Origin of the sequence: Yokenella regensburgei (genome assembly GCF_003634235.1) — a bacterium.
In the GTDB taxonomy this organism is placed as follows: Bacteria; Pseudomonadota; Gammaproteobacteria; order Enterobacterales; family Enterobacteriaceae; genus Yokenella; species Yokenella regensburgei.
In genome coordinates this window covers 1034252-1051257 of sequence record NZ_RBIZ01000003.1, presented here as the reverse complement: position 1 = coordinate 1051257, position 17006 = coordinate 1034252, and the positions used below count along the sequence as shown (strand labels likewise).

At 57.0% G+C, this 17006-nt stretch carries 18 protein-coding genes; 5 read left to right on the top strand and 13 right to left on the bottom strand.

Features of this window, described 5'->3' with window-relative positions; translation table 11 throughout:
- Positions 1–46: 46 nt before the first annotated feature.
- Together C7387_RS05270 and C7387_RS05265 are read right to left on the bottom strand one after the other, a co-directional pair.
- Positions 47–670: a response regulator transcription factor gene (locus C7387_RS05270; protein WP_006820146.1), complete on the bottom strand. Its 624-nt coding sequence runs from the start codon at positions 668–670 to the stop codon at positions 47–49.
- A complete protein-coding gene (locus tag C7387_RS05265; RefSeq protein WP_120816230.1) occupies positions 663–1985 on the bottom strand; it encodes a sensor histidine kinase in 1323 nt (440 codons plus the stop codon). The genes C7387_RS05270 and C7387_RS05265 overlap by 8 nt, the downstream gene beginning before the upstream one ends.
- Before the next feature lie 255 nt (positions 1986–2240).
- Between C7387_RS05265 and C7387_RS05260 the strand changes: the two genes are divergently transcribed.
- Positions 2241–2462: a hypothetical protein gene (locus tag C7387_RS05260; protein ID WP_120816229.1), complete on the top strand. Its 222-nt coding sequence runs from the start codon at positions 2241–2243 to the stop codon at positions 2460–2462.
- 255 nt (positions 2463–2717) lie between these two features.
- On the opposite strand, the gene C7387_RS05255 is transcribed toward C7387_RS05260, so the two are convergent.
- The 9 genes from C7387_RS05255 to C7387_RS05215 all read right to left on the bottom strand — a co-directional run bounded on the left by C7387_RS05255 (position 2718) and on the right by C7387_RS05215 (position 10475).
- The gene (locus C7387_RS05255; RefSeq protein WP_038257262.1) at positions 2718–3032 is read right to left on the bottom strand and encodes a hypothetical protein; all 315 of its coding nucleotides are present in this window, start codon (positions 3030–3032) and stop codon (positions 2718–2720) included.
- Between the two features lie 307 nt (positions 3033–3339).
- Positions 3340–4062, bottom strand: a complete 723-nt coding sequence (locus C7387_RS05250; protein ID WP_120816722.1) for an amino acid ABC transporter ATP-binding protein — start codon at positions 4060–4062, stop codon at positions 3340–3342.
- A complete protein-coding gene (locus tag C7387_RS05245) occupies positions 4049–4813 on the bottom strand; it encodes an amino acid ABC transporter permease (protein ID WP_006820150.1) in 765 nt (254 codons plus the stop codon). The genes C7387_RS05250 and C7387_RS05245 overlap by 14 nt, the downstream gene beginning before the upstream one ends.
- Positions 4814–4877: 64 nt before the next feature.
- Positions 4878–5645, bottom strand: a complete 768-nt coding sequence (locus tag C7387_RS05240; protein ID WP_040904037.1) for a basic amino acid ABC transporter substrate-binding protein — start codon at positions 5643–5645, stop codon at positions 4878–4880.
- 69 nt (positions 5646–5714) lie between these two features.
- Positions 5715–6617 carry a MurR/RpiR family transcriptional regulator gene (locus tag C7387_RS05235; protein WP_120816228.1) on the bottom strand — a complete coding sequence of 301 codons (903 nt, stop codon included), beginning with the start codon at positions 6615–6617 and terminating at the stop codon, positions 5715–5717.
- The gene (locus C7387_RS05230) at positions 6614–7570 is read right to left on the bottom strand and encodes an ABC transporter substrate-binding protein (protein ID WP_120816227.1); all 957 of its coding nucleotides are present in this window, start codon (positions 7568–7570) and stop codon (positions 6614–6616) included. The genes C7387_RS05235 and C7387_RS05230 overlap by 4 nt, the downstream gene beginning before the upstream one ends.
- 12 nt (positions 7571–7582) lie before the next feature.
- Positions 7583–8635: a FecCD family ABC transporter permease gene (locus C7387_RS05225; protein WP_120816226.1), complete on the bottom strand. Its 1053-nt coding sequence runs from the start codon at positions 8633–8635 to the stop codon at positions 7583–7585.
- Positions 8632–9648, bottom strand: coding sequence for a FecCD family ABC transporter permease (locus C7387_RS05220; protein WP_120816225.1), 1017 nt, complete (start codon positions 9646–9648; stop codon positions 8632–8634). Before C7387_RS05220 ends, C7387_RS05225 begins: the two co-directional genes overlap by 4 nt.
- Positions 9645–10475 (bottom strand): ABC transporter ATP-binding protein, encoded by an 831-nt coding sequence (locus tag C7387_RS05215; RefSeq protein WP_120816224.1) that lies wholly within the window; start codon positions 10473–10475, stop codon positions 9645–9647. The genes C7387_RS05220 and C7387_RS05215 overlap by 4 nt, the downstream gene beginning before the upstream one ends.
- A 421-nt stretch (positions 10476–10896) precedes the next feature.
- On the opposite strand from C7387_RS05215, the gene C7387_RS05210 reads away from it, so the two are divergent.
- The 4 genes from C7387_RS05210 (at position 10897) to C7387_RS05195 (ending at position 16013) form a co-directional block, all read left to right on the top strand.
- Positions 10897–13068, top strand: coding sequence for a TonB-dependent siderophore receptor (locus tag C7387_RS05210; RefSeq protein WP_120816721.1), 2172 nt, complete (start codon positions 10897–10899; stop codon positions 13066–13068).
- Positions 13069–13211: 143 nt separating this feature from the next.
- Entirely contained in the window at positions 13212–14279 is a 1068-nt protein-coding gene (locus C7387_RS05205; RefSeq protein ID WP_006820159.1) for an ABC transporter substrate-binding protein, read from the top strand.
- Between the two features lie 13 nt (positions 14280–14292).
- Positions 14293–15270 (top strand): FecCD family ABC transporter permease, encoded by a 978-nt coding sequence (locus tag C7387_RS05200; RefSeq protein ID WP_420855515.1) that lies wholly within the window; start codon positions 14293–14295, stop codon positions 15268–15270.
- Positions 15267–16013, top strand: a complete 747-nt coding sequence (locus tag C7387_RS05195) for an ABC transporter ATP-binding protein (RefSeq protein ID WP_120816222.1) — start codon at positions 15267–15269, stop codon at positions 16011–16013. Before C7387_RS05200 ends, C7387_RS05195 begins: the two co-directional genes overlap by 4 nt.
- On the opposite strand, the gene C7387_RS05190 is transcribed toward C7387_RS05195, so the two are convergent.
- Both C7387_RS05190 and fumD read right to left on the bottom strand, forming a co-directional pair.
- The gene (locus C7387_RS05190) at positions 15993–16730 is read right to left on the bottom strand and encodes an extracellular solute-binding protein (protein ID WP_120816221.1); all 738 of its coding nucleotides are present in this window, start codon (positions 16728–16730) and stop codon (positions 15993–15995) included. The two genes, C7387_RS05195 and C7387_RS05190, sit on opposite strands and share 21 nt — an antisense overlap.
- A complete protein-coding gene (fumD, locus tag C7387_RS05185; protein WP_006820163.1) occupies positions 16731–16943 on the bottom strand; it encodes a fumarate hydratase FumD in 213 nt (70 codons plus the stop codon).
- Between the last annotated feature and the right edge of the window lie 63 nt (positions 16944–17006).

The window sequence follows — 17006 nt, the reverse complement described above, 5'->3', positions numbered from 1 at the left end:
ATGCTACCGCGAGCGAAAAGCAAACGTTATTCGGTTGAATACGCATTTATCCTGGTAGAATTACCTGGATAAACTTGTCATGTTCGCGGATGACCTGCACCAGGCTGCTGACGCCGAGCTTACTGAATATCGCCGCACGGTGCGCTTCGACGGTGCGTGGCGATAAATTCAGCCGCTGCGCCACCTCTTTGTTGCTGAGCCCCGCCATCAGCTCCACCAGCACGTCATTTTCGCGTACGGTCAGTTGACCAAACAGCGTCTGCAGCCGCTGCTGCTCCTGCCACTGTGCAAAACGTTTATCGCTGTCATCGAAGGCAGCCTGCACGCTTTCAATCAGGCGATCGGCATCCAGCGGTTTGGTGAAAAACTCAAACGCGCCGTGGCGAAACGCACGACGACAGGCGTCTACCGTCCCGTGCCCGGTCATCACGACAACCGGCAGCTGCGGCCAGGGCCACTCTCCCTCTTCAAGCCAGCTAAGCCCGCCTTTGCCCGGCATGCGCATATCCAGCAACAGACAACCGCACAGCACGCTGCCCGGCGGATGCGCGGCAACAAAAGCATCGATGCCTGCAAAAGAGACCACCGGCCAGTTCAGGGTGGAAAACAAAAAGCTCAGCGACTCTCGAATAGAGGCGTCATCGTCAATCAGGTAGATCTGCTTATCCATGGCTTGTCTGGCTCCCGTTAAATGTCAGGGTGATGCGTGCGCCCCCCTCCGGCGCGTTGCCGAGGGTAATGCTACCGTTCATCCGCAGCATCAGCGATTCCGTGAGCGTCATGCCAAGACCGATGCCCTCTTTTCTTTCGCTGTAGAAAGGCATAAACGCGTTCTCCAGCGCCTCCGGGCTGAAACCCGGCCCGCCGTCGGTCATGACCACGTTAATCTGCTCACCGTGTCTCTCGCTGCTGAGATTTACCCAGCCATGGGCGCTTTCCCGCTGGGCGGCTATCGCATTGCGCAAAAGGTTATGCAGCACCTGCTCAAGCCACAGGCGATCGGCAAGGACGATTCTGGCATCGGCGGCAAGGGTCTGGCTGATGGTAATGTGTTTCGCCGTGCGTTCATGCTCCAGCAGATCCCCCACCCGCTGCCAGCAAAGCGTGAGATCGGTCGGTTCAAGAGACACCGCGTCCTCTACCACATGGGCGCGAAAACGGGTCAACAGATCGGCAATACGCTGAGTCTGGGTGAGCGCAGCCGTGAGCGCCTGCCGGGCAGGATCCGTCTGTCCCTGATTCAGCTGACGCTGTGCGCCCTGGATCCACGTCTGCGTTGCGGTCAGCGGCTGGTTAATCTCGTGGACTATTCCGGCGGTAATTTCACCGAGCGTATTCAACCGGGCGTGCTGGTAATAATCTGCTCGCTCGTCGGCGAAGCGACGCAAACGACGCTGCCACAGCAGCATCCCTCCCGCCGTAATCACCGCGGCCCAGCCAAGCCACAGTAGCAAATGTGGCAAAAAAGCCACCTGTCGCCATGCCGGACGGGCTTCCGCCTCCAGTACAAAGGGCTGAAAATGCTGGTTGAAGGTCCGCTGCCAGTGCCAGAACGCCTCAGAAGTCGTGCGCGGCGGCGCTTCAAGGTGGATTTGCGTTTTGCTAAAACCGGAGGGAAGCTGAATCAACGGCTGCAGGTTAATCAGCACCCGGATCTGCCGCCACGGGTTATACAGCCAGTAGCGGCCGTCGTGCGTCGGCTCGACGCGAGCGGCATCCCGTTCACGGCCGGACGTCGCTTCCAGCGCCTGGATCTGCGGAAATTTTTTCTGCAGTTCGGCGAGCGACTCATGACCGCCAAGCAGCGGAATAATAGATTCGTTCTGAGTGAGTACCGCGCTCAGCCCCGAAAACAGCGTATTGAAATCCCCGGTTAGCTGCCAGTACTGACGGCGGATCTGTTCGGCATACAGCAGTGCGCTACTCAGTAAACAAACCAGCAGCCAGACGAGCAGACCGCGTTTCCAGAACAGACGACGATGCATAGTTATTTGGGGGTTCCCTTGGGGGCAGCGGTGAGTCAGTATTTATAACCTGTTATCCCCTTCATTACCAACGCTGAGTTTATTCCGACTTTTTATTATTACGTATAAATAAGCCATGAGATTTTTAATTCAGGAAGAAAATAATAACCACAACATCATTTAAATCCCTTTTCAAATACCCAACCCGTTAATTTAAAATTTTAAATAATAGGCCGCCTGTGACCCACTCCACCCTAATGACTGCGGTCTGCACCGATGATGCTTTGGGCGGATAAAAACGCTCATCAACACAATATTAACATCAGCAACGCGAGGATCGGCGTGATGTGTCTGCCCGAGGGGAAAAATGCCGATTTGGTACTGCTGGACACCACGGCGGTGAGCGACGTTATCCTCGATTTACCGGCGAGGCGAGTCGTGATGAAACGCGGAAAAGTCGTTGCCACTTCTGAGTACCTGCGCACCCTGGCATTTTGACAGAGCGTCTTCCCGCGAATAAAAAAAACCCCGATGTGGCATCGGGGTAACGGGAAGAAACTTTTCTTTTTAATTAGACGACAGGGTTGCTTGTATCAGACTCAATCCGACGGGAACGGATTAGGTTGATGATGAGGCACTCTTGCAATGCTTCATCTGGCGCACCGGGCTTGCGATCCGGTGAGCCAGGAGCACTATAGTTTCGCACCGTGATTGCGACAACAGTGATAACGTTTATTAATAAATCACCGCCGTTTAGCGGTAGGTTACCACCAGCAACTGCAGATTAGATTTACCGTTGACCGAATGCCGCTCAACCGTGCCAAGATCCTGCATCAACGGCGTACTGCCGCGAGAGTTCAGAGCAACAGTCTGCGTTCGACTGGTGCCGTCGCGCAGGCAAGAAACGCTGGCATGCAGAGGATTGTCGCGGCCGACACTACAGGCGCCTTCAACAATTTCACCACGGAAATGAATAACACCGGACTGACCATCGCCGGCGGCAATGACAGAAGAAGAGAGAGACAGTGCTGTTACAAACAGCGCACCTGCAAAGAGAGATTTTTTCATACCTTTTACCCCACGTCCTGTGAGCAACTGTTGTGGTTTCCGGTCTTCACACTGACAATCCTGTCATGTCGCGGAAACTACGCTTAATACGCCAATCCATCCAAGAAAAGTCTTAGGGCGCACTAAGAAGATACTGATAAATCAGGAAAACGAAAAGCAAAAACTGACGTTTTTTGAGGTCGCGCACGCTCTTGATGCATCGTTCGCGCAAAAATCAAGCTAATTTGACTTATGTATTACGGCTAATCCATCAGTTTTGCCTATCAAGATGTGCTGACCGGAATTGGGTAACCGGTCAGCGGCAGGATCACAACACTTTGCTTAAAAATGCGGCGGTACGCGGATTGGTGGGGGCGGTAAAGATCTGTTGCGGAGTGCCCTCTTCCTGAATAACGCCCTGGTCGATGAAAATGACCCTGTCGGCCACCTCCCGGGCGAAACCCATCTCGTGGGTGACTATCACCATGGTCATGCCATCGCTGGCGAGGGTTTTCATCACTTCCAGAACATCCCCTACCAGTTCGGGATCCAGCGCAGAGGTTGGTTCATCAAACAGCATAATCGACGGCTTCATCGCCAGCGCCCGGGCAATCGCCACGCGCTGCTGCTGCCCGCCGGAAAGGCTTGACGGCCAGGCGTCGCGTTTATCACTAAGCCCCACCTTCTGTAGCAGCTCTTCCGCCAGTTGCCGTGCCTGAGCACGGGTTAGGCCCTGCAACGCCAGCGGCGCCATCAGCAGGTTTTCCAGCACGGTCATATGCGGGAACAGATTGAAACGCTGGAATACCATACCGACGCTTTCACGCATTTTATTGAGATCGGTGGTTCGGTCATGCACCGCATAACCATTCACTACCACCTCGCCTTCGGTGACGCTTTCCAGCGCGTTCATGCAGCGTAAAAATGTACTTTTCCCCGATCCCGATGGGCCAATAATGCACACCACTTCCTGTGGGCGGATATCGCAGTCAATACCGCGCAGAACGTGGCTGTCACCAAAGTGCTTATGCAGATTTTTAATGTGAATCACTTTTGCCAAACCTCATTTCCAGACGGTTAACCAGCTGCGCCAGCACGAAGGTGAAGACCCAGTAGACCAGAGAAATGGTCAGGTAGGGTTCCCAGTAGGTTGCATAGGCTCCTGAAACCGTACGCGCGGCATAAGCCAGGTCCGCAAGCCCGATAGCCGAGGCCAACGATGAGTCCTTAACGATAGCGATAGCGTTGTTACCCAGCGGCGGCAAAATGCGGCGAAACGCCTGCGGAAGGATCACCTTGCGCATAGTTTTCCACCACGGCATACCCAGCGCACGAGAGGCCTCCATCTGCCCTTTATCTATAGACTGGATCCCGGCGCGGAATATCTCGGAAACGTATGCCCCGGCGTTCAGCGTTATCGCCACAATACAAGAGAGAAACGCGCCATACTCCGAACGTAACATGCGGGCAAAATCACTGCTCATCATGCCGCTGGTAACCAGCAGGCCGTCACGTGGGTTGATGAACAGCGGAACCAGCGCAAAGTGCACCACCATGATTTGCACGAACAGCGGCGTACCGCGAAAGGCGCTGACGTAAAAGCGCACCGGAAACTGCACCAGCCAGCGCAGAACGTACTTCCACGGCCCGTGCTCAGCTTTGGCCATGCGCCCAAGCCCCAGCGTCAGTCCCCACAGCGTTCCGAGGATCACACAGATAATGGTGCATTTGAGGGTCATAATGGCACCGTCGACAAAGAGCGGCCCATACTCCTCAATAATTTCCCAACGGAATCCCGACATAAAAGTTCCCTGAAAAGAAAGCGGCTACCACAGCGTCTGCGATAGCCGCAAAATGAATTGCGATTTACTCAGCCGGCAGCGCAGGCACGTTTTCGTCAAACCAGGTTTTATAGATTTTTGCGTAAGTGCCGTCGGCCACGATTTTCTTCAGCCCGTCGTTGATTTTGGCCTGCAGTTCGCTGTTGCCTTTTGCCACGGCGATACCGAAGTACTGGCGTTCAAACTTAGCATCCGGAACCAGTTTGAAGGATTTCTCCGGGTGCTGTTTGATGTAGTACTTCACTACACCAACATCGCCCACGGCAGCGCTGACGCCATCTTCAAACAGCTCCTGCAGCATCAGTGGCGTGTTGTCGAAGCGTTTGATAGCGGTGCTGTTTTTACCCAACTCCTGAGAAACCACGATGTCGCCGGTGCTGGAGTTAACCACCCCGACCTTCTCATTTTTCAGCGAAGCCAGAGAGGTAACGCCAGAGCCCTGTGGCACCACAATGGATTGTTCAGCCGGGAAGTATGGTGCCGAGAAATCGACCATCTGCTTACGCTTGTCGGTGATGGTGATGCCGGAGATGAGGATGTCGCGGTCACCCGAACCGAGGGTGGCGAAAATCCCCTCCCACGGCGTGTTGACCAGCTTGATATTGAAGTTTTCCGCTTTGGCGATGGCTTTGATGATGTCGATATCAAAGCCTTCCAGCTGCTTCTGGCTGTTTTCGTATTCAAACGGGCGGTAGGTACCGCCGGCACCCACCACATAAGTCTCTTGTGCCGCGTATGCGCTGCCGGCCAGGGCCACCGTGAGGCAGCATACTTTCATCCATAGCTTAATCATGATAATCACCTTTTTATGCATATTGTTTGCATAAAAATACATAGACAATCATGACGATGCAATCGTTATTTACCCGCTGCGTTTACTTCCCGATTTTCCAATAGCCCGGTGGAACTCATTTATACGCTTCAGGGACTTCACCGTTTTTTGCGGCGCCGCGGTTGCTACCGATAAAACCAGCATCTCAAGGCATACCAGCACGGTACCATGCAGCGGTACACGTCCATTCTCACCGCCGCGCGGGACTTCAATCACCACCTGCGCCTCCTGGCTGAAGCGTGAATCCGTGGACTGAGTCAGCAGCACCGTGGGGATCCCGAGCCTTTTCGCTTCCCGTAGCGTGGTCATCCCCTCGCGATGCGGCGATTTTTGCCCCATCATCACCAGCACATCTCCCCGCTGCAGGTTGATAAGCTGCTCGGCAAGGCTAAAACCCGTGCGGTTAAGCACGCAGGAAGGCAACCCAATACGGCTGAAAAGACGGGCAGTATATTCTGCGAGGATCCCCGATGCCCCGATGCCGAAAATCGCTACCTGCCGCGCCCCGGAAAGCAGCGCCACCGCCTGCGCTACCGCCGCACGGTTGTGAGGCCTGCCCAGGACCTCGCAGGCACGCAGATGCCCTTCCAGCACGAAGTCGATACCCGCGTGAACATCCGTCGAGAGCGTGCTGACCGTGGAGCGCATTTTCTCCGACGAGGTGATGGTCGGCCCGAACCAGCGCTCCATGGTTTGCTTGAGGTCACGCAGCCCGGCAAACCCCAGCGCCTGAATAGCGCGTACGACCGTGGCATCGGAGGTTTGCGTTTCTCGCGCGATTTCCAGCGCCGTCAGCTCCAGCACGGCTTCACGGTTGTCGTTGATCCACCCCGCGACCACCTGCAGGCGCGGCGAAAGCTGATACGCCCGGGCCCGGTAACGATCGCCATACAGATCCGGACGGTGGCGCGGTTTTTTGCTTACTCCGGTCATTTTTTCTCCTGCCCGGGTATCGGTCGCCCGGCAATATGCGATTCCACTTCGGCCACCATCAGGCTCAGCGCCGCATAGGAGTTGGAAATAACCGTTTCACGTGGCAGCAGGACGTAATGACCGCTGCGGCAGGCTTGCATGAAATCGCACCAGCCCGGTATCACCGTTTCCATGGCTTGTAGCTCATCCTGCGGTTTGCCACCGGTATCCGAGCGCCAGGTAGCGAATACCACATCAGCATCCAGCTCCGGCAGACGTTCGGCGCTAACGTCAATGCGCTGACCGTCGGGAATGCTGTCTATCAGCGGCGGAAAGCGGAACCCGGCATCGCGCAGCACCCGCCCGAGGGCATGATAGGAGTGATGTACCGTTACCTTGCCGTTATTGGCCTGAATCACTGACACCGTGACCGTTGAGGGATCGACGGTTTGCCTGAGCGCGGCTATTTGCGCGGCATAGCGATGCTGAAGAATAGCCAGCCGCGGCTGGCTGCCGGTGAGCAGCGCCAGCTTTTCGTAGATTCGCGGCGCGCTGCCCAGCAGATGATCGATGCTCACCGTCGGGGCGATTTTTGCCAGCTGTTCAACGGAGACGTTGCGATTTGGCTCAGTGATGATGAGATCAGGCTTCGCCGCCGCTACCGCTTCAAGATCGATATCTGCCGTGCCAATAAACTTGATATCACTGTTATCAAAATCAACGCCGGTCAGCAGTGCGCTCGAACGCAGATAATGGCTGCCGTCCGGACGCGTGCGTCCGTGGCTGGCAACGGGCGGCACACCAAGCTCGATAAGCGGAATAGTGATATCCAGGTCGTGCATCGAAACGATGCGTTTTGGATGTAACGGTACCGTCACCTGGCGACCTAAATCGTCGGTAAAAACCTGGGTGGTTGCCGGGGCGGCAAACGCGGCGCTACTTGCCAGCAGCAATAATGAGATCAACCCTCGCATAACGTCCTTCTTTTAAAGCGCGTCGCGACGACGCCAGAGCAACAGAATAAAAAACGGCGTGCCGACCAGCGCCACCACGATCCCGGCCGGGATCTGCAAAGGTGCAAACGCCAGCCGACCAATGGTGTCTGTCGCCAGCACCAGTAATGCACCGGTTAACGCACTGCCGCACAACAGTGAAACCTGGCCCCCGCGCAGCACAAAACGCGCCATGTGTGGGGCCATCAGGCCAACAAAACCAAGGCTTCCCACGCAAGAGACGCTGGCGGAAGTCAGCAGTACCGGCGCGAGAAAACGCAGCAGCATCAGCCGGGGAAGCTGAACGCCAAGCCCGGTAGCCGTATGGTCGCCAAGCAGCGCCACGTCAGCCGCCCGGGCGGTATAAAAGAGCAGCAGGACACCGGGCAATCCCCAGACCAGCGCCACCATCAGCAGCGGCCAGGTGGAGGACTGTAAGCTGCCAGAGAGCCAGATCATCGCGGTTTGCACATCGCGCACATCGGCGGTGGTCATAAACATGCCAACGCCTGCCGCCAGCAGCCAGGAGACGCCGATACCGATCAGAATGAAACGAGGACGAGAGAGATCGCGGGCAAGCACCACCACCAGCAGCGCCACGGACAGGCCGCCGAGCAATCCGACCAACGGCCGCCACAGCAGCCCAACCGTCGGGAAGAACAGCACTAACGACAGCACCATGATACTGGTGCCCTCTTTCACTCCGATAAGTCCAGGATCGGCCAGACCGTTACGGGTGATCGACTGCATCGCTGCTCCGGCCATACCGAGCATAGCGCCGCACACCACCGCCATCAGAAGGCGCGGCAGGCGAATATCCCAGACGATAAACTGCTGCTGTTCGTTGAGCGCCTGCGGCATCAGCAGCGCCCGGGCAATGTCACTGCTGGGAACGGGCATCGAGCCACGGGTTAAGCTGTACATCAGCAACAACAACGCCACCAGCAGCACTGCACTACCCACCAGCAGCGGACGCGGGCGCAGCAGCAGGCTACGGTCTGCCCATTTTGCGCGGCGAAAACCGGCGCGGTGCAGTGCCCGGCTCATTTAAAACACCTCACCGCAATCGCAATAAAGACCGGAGCCCCTACCAGCGCGGTCATCACACCGGTGGAAAGCTCCTGCGGTGCCAGCAGGGTGCGGGCGGCAATATCTGCCAGCAACAGCAACAAAGCCCCGGTGGGTGCGGCAAGCAGAATCGCGATGCGCAAATCCTCCGTCACCAGGCGACGGATCAGGTGCGGCACTACCAGACCGATAAAACCCACCGGCCCGGCGAGAGATACCGCAGCGCCGCACAGCAGCGCGGTCGCCAGCAATCCCCAGACGCGGGTGCCGAGTAAATTGACGCCCAGCCCGCGCGCAATGTTATCGCCAAGAGCCAGAATATTGAGCCGCGGCGCAATCGCGCAGGCAAGCAGCGCGCCAGCTCCTGCCGGGATCATTGCCGTTTGCAGCATGTCCCAGCGCAACCCGGCAAGATCGCCCACCAGCCAAGTACGCATCGCCAGCAGGGTTTGTTCGTCAAGGATCAGGATTGCCGCTGTTATCGACGAGGCAAACGCCGAGAGCGCAACCCCGCAGAGCGTCACCTTCAGCGGCGTCACGCCTCCACGGCCTGATGAAGCCAGCAGCATCACCACGGTGAACAGGGCTCCGGCACCGCCGATGGCAAGCCAGGGTTGCGCCAGTTCGCGCAGCCCCAGGGCAGAGCCCGCCACCACCGCCAGCGCCGCCCCGGCGTTCAACCCGAGGATGTGCGGTTCTCCCAGCGGATTGCGGATCAGCGTTTGCAGCAGGAGCCCGGCAACGCCCAGTGCCGCACCGGTAAGCAAGGCTGCCAGCAGGCGCATCAGACGCAGAGTCACCACAATTCGGTGATCGAAGTTATGCGGATCATAATGGGTCAGCGCCTGAACCACGGTTTGCGGCGCAATGTAGCGTGCGCCGAGGCCCAGGTGGATAACGCTTGCCGCAACCAATAGCCCCGTCAGCAGCGCGACAGCGACACCCGAACGGCGACGGCTCTGCGGGCGAGCGATCGAAATAGCCGCCATCATGCGGACTCCGCCGGGGCGCCGAAAGGAATAAAGAACGGTTTACCGTTAAGAGGATTTACCGACATCTGCACATCGACGTCAAAGACGGTTTTAATCATTTCCGGGGTACAAGACTCCCCTTCGTTCACTACGCCGCATAATTTTCCCTGGCGCAGAAACACCAGCATATCGGCATAGTTGACGGCGAAATTAAGATCGTGAAGGACGACAACCACCGTGCGTCCGTGCTGGCGGGTCAGCGTTTGCAGTAGCTCGAGGATCTCCACCTGGTAGCGCAGATCCAGCCACGCCGTCGGCTCATCAAGCAAAATGGTGCTGGTTTGCTGTGCCAGCGCCATCGCAATCCAGCAGCGCTGCCGCTGGCCACCGGACAGGCTGTCGACGGGAAGATGAGCAAAGGCCGCCGTTCCGGTCAACCGCAGGGCGTCTTCCACGGCACGTTCATCGGCGTCGGACCACTGACGTAAAAAGCCCTGCCACGGGTAGCGTCCGCGCGAAACCAGTTCAAAAACGGTGAGTCCTTCGGGGGTGAGCGGAGCCTGGGGCAGAATGCCTAAACGCCGTGAGACTTCACGGGTTGGCAGATGGTGAATGCTCTCGCCCTCGAGCAGCACGCTGCCGCCCTGCGGCTTGAGCATGCGGGCGATGGTCGCCAGCAGGGTTGATTTCCCGGAACCGTTCGCGCCGACCAGGACGGTCATTTTCCCCGGTGGAATTTCCAGAGAAACGTTGTCGACCACTACGCGATTACCGTACCCGGCGCTGAGCGCCTCCAGCACTAGTCCCTGCCCGTTATGGCTCACTTGTGATTCCACCCGCTGTGGCATGTTCTCTCCTGCGCCGCAACGGCATGGCGTTGTGCACTAAATATAAATAAATCTCATTCTCTTTTGATCATGATAGCTATCGCTGTAGTAGTCAATACCTCTCAAACCCTGGAAAAACTCAGGTTATTTCAGACCACCTCTGGCAAGGCCCCAGCCAGCAACAACAAAATAATTCCTTATATAACAAAATATTAATTATTTAACGGCATTACAGAAACAACTCCAAAAGGCAATTTTTCAGCGGCAGATTTTTTTCCACGCTTTTGCATTTACTACTACATTCTCACGTGATTGAATGATTCTCAATTACACATCCGGACGGCCATCGTAGCCTGACCGGTGAGATAAAAATGTAATGAGCAATGATTTTATTGGCTTTTTCTGCCGCAACAGCGCAGGCGGGATTTTTGGGAAACAGATAATGACAGTATTCACCCCAACCATGACGGGGAAAAAAGGGCGTGCACTTTTCTCACTCCTTTTTATTGGAACCTTCGCCTCACCAGGGCTGATGGCCGCCGAAAAGCACGGCGCAACTAACGACAAAAAAAACGAAGACACCATGACGGTGGTCGGCGGGGTCGCCCAGGCGGACCGTCCGACCACCAGTGGTTATCAACCGGTCAGTAGTGCTACCGCGACGCTCACCAACATGCCATTGCTGGATATCCCGCAGGTGGTGAACACCGTGAGCGATCAGGTACTGGAAGATCAGCACGTCACCTCGCTCGACGAAGCGATGTATAACGTCGCCAACGTCGTGCAGACCAACACTCTTGGCGGTACACAGGATGCTTTTGTACGCCGTGGTTTTGGTGCCAACCGTGACGGTTCAATCATGACCAACGGTCTGCGCACCGTGCTACCGCGCAGCTTTAACGCGGCGACCTCTCGCGTTGAGGTGTTGAAAGGCCCGGCGTCGACCCTGTACGGGATCCTCGACCCTGGCGGTCTGATTAACGTGGTGACCAAACGCCCGGAGCGCACCTTCGGTGGTTCCATCTCCGCCACCTCCAGCAGTTTTGGCGGCGGCACCAGCCAGTTTGACGTTACCGGCCCGATTGAAGGGACTCGTCTGGCTTACCGCTTGATCGGTGAATACCAGAACGAGGATTACTGGCGCAACTTCGGCAAAGAGAAGAGCACGTTTATTGCCCCTTCCCTGACGTGGTTTGGCGATGACGCGACGATTAACGTGGCTTACACCCACCGCGACTATAGCGTGCCGTTCGATCGCGGTACGATCTACGATATGCAAAAAGGCCGGATGGTTGACGTCGACCCACGCACCCGCTTCGACGAACCTTTTAACATTACCGACGGTTTCTCGGACCTTGCTCAGCTAAATGCGGAATATCGCCTCAACAGCCAGTGGACCGCACGTTTCGACTATAGCTACAGCCAGGATAAATACAGCGACAACCAGGCGCGAGTGATGGCCTATGACTCCACCACCGGCAACCTCACCCGCCGCGTGGATGCCACCCAGGGCTCGACCCAGCGGATGCACACCACGCGCGCCGATTTACAGGGCAATGTGCTGATTGGTGGCTTTTATAACGAGATCCTGACCGGTGTGGCGTATGAGAATTACGATCTGCTGCGTACCGATATGATCCGCTGTAAGAACGTGAAAAACAGCCTCAACATCTACAACCCGGTGTACGGTACGCTCGATAAGTGCACTACCGTATCGGCCGCCGACAGCGACCAGCGTATTCAGCAGGAAAGCTACGCCGCCTACGTGCAGGACGCGCTGTACCTCACCGATAAGTGGATTGCGGTGACCGGAGTACGTTATCAGTACTACACCCAGTTTGCCGGTAAAGGGCGTCCGTTCCGTGAAAACACTGACAGTCGCGATGAAAAATGGACGCCAAAATTTGGCCTGGTCTACAAGCTGTCGCCTGCCGTATCACTGTTCGGTAACGTCTCGCAGGCGTTTATGCCGCAGTCGTCTATTGCCAGCTACATTGGCGAACTGCCGCCGGAAGAGTCTACCGCATACGAATTAGGTGCGAAATTCGATCTCTTTACCGGTATTACCGCCAACCTCGCGTTCTTCGATATTCATAAACGCAACGTGCTGTATAACGAGCAGGTCGGCAGCGAAATCGTGGCGAAAACGGCGGGCAAAGTTCGTTCACAGGGCGTGGAGTTCGACGTGGCCGGAGCGCTAACGGATAACCTCAACGTGATCGCAAGCTACGGCTATACCGACGCCACGGTACTCGACGATCCGCAGTACGCCGGTAAACCGCTGCCTAACGTGCCGAAGCATACCGGTTCCCTGTATTTGTCTTACGACATTCACAACGTCTGGAACAGCAATACGCTGACGCTTGGGGCCGGTGGTCACGCCGTCAGCAAACGCTCTGGCACCAATGGCGCAGACTACTATCTGCCGGGCTACGCCGTTGCCGACGTATTTGCCGCTTATCAGTTGAAGCTGCAGTACCCGGTTACGCTACAGATGAACATCAAAAACCTGTTCGACAAGACCTACTACACCTCATCTATCGCCACCAATAATCTGGGTAACCAGGTTGGCGAGCCACGTGAAGTACAGTTGACGGTAAAAATGGCGTTCTGATCCTCCACCAGCCCTCTCCAGTGAGAGGGCTGCATTTTATTGTTCCTCAAAAAATATCGCGTTTCTCAGTAAAAGGTTTGCCCCTCACATCGTTATATAATTTAATACACACCGAATTTCCCCCTTCTTACTGAGTCCACGTTATGACCAAACCACACCATTTATTGCTGAGCCTGTGGCTCGCAGGTGCAGCGCTGTTTGCCGCGACAAGCGCACACGCTGACCGCACCGTCACCGACCAGCTTGGCCGCCAGGTCACTATCCCTGACCATGTTAATCGGGTAGTGGTACTTCAACATCAAACCCTCAACCTGTTGGTGCAGCTGGATGCTGGCCAGGATGTCGTTGGTGTACTGAGCAGCTGGAAAAAGCAGCTCGGCCCGGCATTCGCCCGCTTTTTGCCTGGAATAGAGAAGCTGCCGACGCCTGGCGATCTCAACCAGGTCAATATTGAAAGCCTGCTGACGCTGCACCCGCAGGTGGTATTCGTGGCCAACTACGCCCCTGAGGCAATGATCCAGCAGATCCAGAACGCCGGGATCCCGGTGGTGGCCATTTCCCTGCGCCAGGACAGCGCGGGCGAAAAGAATAAAATGAACCCGACGATGGGCAACGAAGAGCAGGCCTACAACGACGGGCTTAAGCAAGGAATTCGTCTGATTGCCGACGTGGTGGGCCGCCAGCCGCAGGGCGAGACGCTTATCGAAGAGACCTTCCGTTTGCGGGCAAAATTCAACGCCCCGGTTGCGGATATTCCGGCGGAAAAACGGGTCCGCGTGTATATGGCCAACCCGGATCTCAACACCTATGGCTCCGGCAAATACACCGGGCTGATGATGAACCACGCGGGCGCGCTTAACGTAGCGGCGGCGAGCATCAAAGGCGCACGCCAGGTGTCCCTTGAGCAGGTGTTGCAATGGAACCCGGAAGTTATTTTTGTTCAGGACCGCTATCCGGAAGTGGTGAAACAGATACAGAACGATCCCAGCTGGCAGCAGATTGATGCGGTAAAAAACCACCGCGTCTGGCTGATGCCGGAATATGCCAAAGCCTGGGGCTACCCGATGCCGGAAGCAATGGCGATTGGCGAACTGTGGATGGCGAAAAAACTCTACCCGCAGCGCTACCTGAATACAGATGTCGATGCCGTCGCGCAGGACTGGTACCAGCGTTTTTATCGCACCCAATGGCAGCCAGACGGTGACAAATAAGCGCTTTGCCTGCCTGCAGGCTGGGCTCATCCTGCTGACGGTGGTGCTGGCGTTGGCCTCGCTATGCCTTGGACAGTACCGACTCAGCCTGCCTGAGGTTATCAGCCAGATGATAAGAACCGCCGATGCAGGAGGGATTGCCGAACAGGTGGTCTGGTCGGTGCGGTTACCGCGCGTTATCACCTCGCTGCTGGCGGGCGGTGCGCTGGGCCTGTGCGGCGCAACGCTTCAGGGCGTGTTTCGCAATCCACTGGTCGATCCGCACATCATCGGCGTGACCTCTGGCGCGGCCTTCGGCGGGACCCTGGCTATTTTGCTGGGTTTAAGCCCCATGCTGATGATGAGCTCAACCTTCACCTTTGGTCTCGCCGCTCTGGGGCTGGTGTACGCCGTTGCAGCGCTGCAAAATCGGGAAAGTACGCTGGTGCTTATCCTCTCCGGGATCATCCTCAGTGGTTTTTTTGCCGCGCTGGTGAGCCTGATGCAGTACCTCGCCGACACCGAAGAGACGTTGCCGAACATCGTCTTCTGGCTGCTCGGCAGTTTCGCCACGGCCAACTGGCATAAAGTGCAGATCCTTGCGGTGCCGGTGCTGATGGCTGGCTGCGTGCTGTGGATGCTTCGTTGGCGTATCAATCTGCTGTCGCTCGATGAAAAAGATGCCCGGGCGCTGGGGGTTGATATCAAGCCCCTGCGTCGTGGCGTGCTGGTATGCTGCGCGTTGCTGGTCGCCGCCCAGGTGGCCGTCAGCGGCAGCATTGCCTGGGTTGGGCTGGTTATCCCCCATCTGGCGCGGCTGCTGGTGGGGGCCGACCACCGCCGTCTGCTGCCGGTTTCCTTCTGGATTGGCGGCAGCTTTATGATTGTGGTCGACGACGTGGCGCGAACCCTGACCCAGGCGGAAATTCCCATCGGGATCCTCACCGCCCTGCTGGGTGCCCCGGTGTTCGCCTTTTTACTGATTCGCAGCAACCGACGGAGGCTCAGATGAATACCCTGTCGTTACAGGTCTCGCAGCTGCTCTTTGGTCACCGTCAACCGCTGTTTGCCCCTCTGAGCTTCACCTGCCGGGCGGGCGACGTGTGGGCGGTGCTCGGCGCTAACGGGCGCGGAAAAAGCACACTGCTGGATACCCTGACCGGGGTACTGCCGGCGCTTGCCGGCAATGTTGAGATAGTGGGCGGCGTCAGTATCGTGCCGCAGTCTTTTCGCCCGGCGTTTGCCTGGCGCGTGCAGGATGTCGTGCTCATGGGACGCGCTCGCCATGTGCCGCTGTTTTCCCAGCCAGCCCAGGAAGATGAAAATCAGGTGGCAGCCGTGCTGTCACAGCTGAACATTGCCCCGCTGGCGCAGAGAACGTTCAGTGAGCTCTCCGGCGGGCAGCAGCAGTTAGTCATGATAGCCCGGGCGCTGGTCAACGGCAGCCAGACCATCTTATTAGATGAGCCCTGCTCGGCGCTGGATCTGGCTAATCAGCAGGTGGTGCTGCAGTTGCTGAGCGACCTTTCGCACCGCCAGGGACGTAGCGTGGTGTTCACCACCCACGATCCTACCCATGCCTTACAGGTTGCCAGCCACACGCTGTTATTGCTGCCAGACGGGCAATGGCTGGCGGGGGAAAGCGAGAGCGTATTGAGCGAGGAAAATCTGCAGCGAGCCTACGGATTACCGGTTCGCCGCCTGGCGCTGGCGCACGGTGCGGTACTGGCGCCGTTATTCGCCATTCAGCGGTAGAAAACCCACCTCCCGCAGCCGGGCTTGCCCCTCAGGCCCGGTAATAAACGCGACAAGCTGACGCACCTCAGGCGCATCATCCAGCACTGCCAGTTGGTATTCACAACGCGGATTGTAAGCCGGAGGAATAGCCACTACGCGCACCTCTTTTTGCCCGGCAAGCGCCTGCGCGTAATGCGCATAACCGATAAACAGATCCACAAGGTTCTGGCGAATCAACCACAGGCTGGCGATTTCACCTTCCGGAACTGTGACACTGTCACGCCCACCCACCACTTTTTGCGCCCTTTCCTTCAACGCGTCGCCAAGCCCAGGCACCAGAGCCTCAATATTGTCGAACAGTTGCCAGGTGTAATCGCCGGAAGGATCGCAGCCCGGCGTGGAGGTGCCCGCCCGAAGCGATGTGTTGCGCAACAGGCTCAGCCAGTCGGCATTTGCCGTGTCGGGCGTGTTTCTGACGGTGAGGTTGAGATGGTTGGCAGCAAACGAGTGCACTGTTGTTGCACTCCCGGCCGCCAGTAGCGCCTGTGGGTGCGCCGTGTTAGCAGAGGCAAACAAACTACAGCGCTCTCCGGCCTCGATACGTTCACGCAGAAGACCGGCCGGGCCAAAGTGGGTCTCCACGCGTATTCCGGTTTGTTGTTGAAAGGTCTCCAGCAGCGGCACCAGCGCACGTCGCAGGCTGCCTGCGGCGAAAAGGATCAACGAGGCGGTCATTTATTCCCCCGCCAGCGCCTTAACCACTTCGACCATCGCCTGCTCGGTAAGCGCACTGCGTTTGATTTTGCGGTTGGCGAGCGAGGTTCTGAGCACCCCGGCTATCACGATATGCTTGGGTTCCTGTCCCAAATCGCGCATCTCCAGCACCACTTTTCCCACGACCCGACACATTTCCTGGTAAAGGGCGTCTTCTTTTGCCTGATTCCCCATCACTCACGCTCCGCTGCGACGTTATTCATAGGATTATTATTGATAAAAAATTTATATATATCA

Coding starts and splice junctions, on each gene's coding strand:
- C7387_RS05270 (WP_006820146.1), bottom strand. CDS start 670: ATGGATAAGCAGATCTACCTGATTGACGATGACGCCTCTATTCGAGAG.
- C7387_RS05265 (WP_120816230.1), bottom strand. CDS start 1,985: ATGCATCGTCGTCTGTTCTGGAAACGCGGTCTGCTCGTCTGGCTGCTG.
- C7387_RS05260 (WP_120816229.1), top strand. CDS start 2,241: ATGATGCTTTGGGCGGATAAAAACGCTCATCAACACAATATTAACATC.
- C7387_RS05255 (WP_038257262.1), bottom strand. CDS start 3,032: ATGAAAAAATCTCTCTTTGCAGGTGCGCTGTTTGTAACAGCACTGTCT.
- C7387_RS05245 (WP_006820150.1), bottom strand. CDS start 4,813: ATGTCGGGATTCCGTTGGGAAATTATTGAGGAGTATGGGCCGCTCTTT.
- C7387_RS05240 (WP_040904037.1), bottom strand. CDS start 5,645: ATGATTAAGCTATGGATGAAAGTATGCTGCCTCACGGTGGCCCTGGCC.
- C7387_RS05235 (WP_120816228.1), bottom strand. CDS start 6,617: ATGACCGGAGTAAGCAAAAAACCGCGCCACCGTCCGGATCTGTATGGC.
- C7387_RS05230 (WP_120816227.1), bottom strand. CDS start 7,570: ATGCGAGGGTTGATCTCATTATTGCTGCTGGCAAGTAGCGCCGCGTTT.
- C7387_RS05225 (WP_120816226.1), bottom strand. CDS start 8,635: ATGAGCCGGGCACTGCACCGCGCCGGTTTTCGCCGCGCAAAATGGGCA.
- C7387_RS05220 (WP_120816225.1), bottom strand. CDS start 9,648: ATGATGGCGGCTATTTCGATCGCTCGCCCGCAGAGCCGTCGCCGTTCG.
- C7387_RS05215 (WP_120816224.1), bottom strand. CDS start 10,475: ATGCCACAGCGGGTGGAATCACAAGTGAGCCATAACGGGCAGGGACTA.
- C7387_RS05210 (WP_120816721.1), top strand. CDS start 10,897: ATGACAGTATTCACCCCAACCATGACGGGGAAAAAAGGGCGTGCACTT.
- C7387_RS05205 (WP_006820159.1), top strand. CDS start 13,212: ATGACCAAACCACACCATTTATTGCTGAGCCTGTGGCTCGCAGGTGCA.
- C7387_RS05195 (WP_120816222.1), top strand. CDS start 15,267: ATGAATACCCTGTCGTTACAGGTCTCGCAGCTGCTCTTTGGTCACCGT.
- C7387_RS05190 (WP_120816221.1), bottom strand. CDS start 16,730: ATGACCGCCTCGTTGATCCTTTTCGCCGCAGGCAGCCTGCGACGTGCG.
- fumD (WP_006820163.1), bottom strand. CDS start 16,943: ATGGGGAATCAGGCAAAAGAAGACGCCCTTTACCAGGAAATGTGTCGG.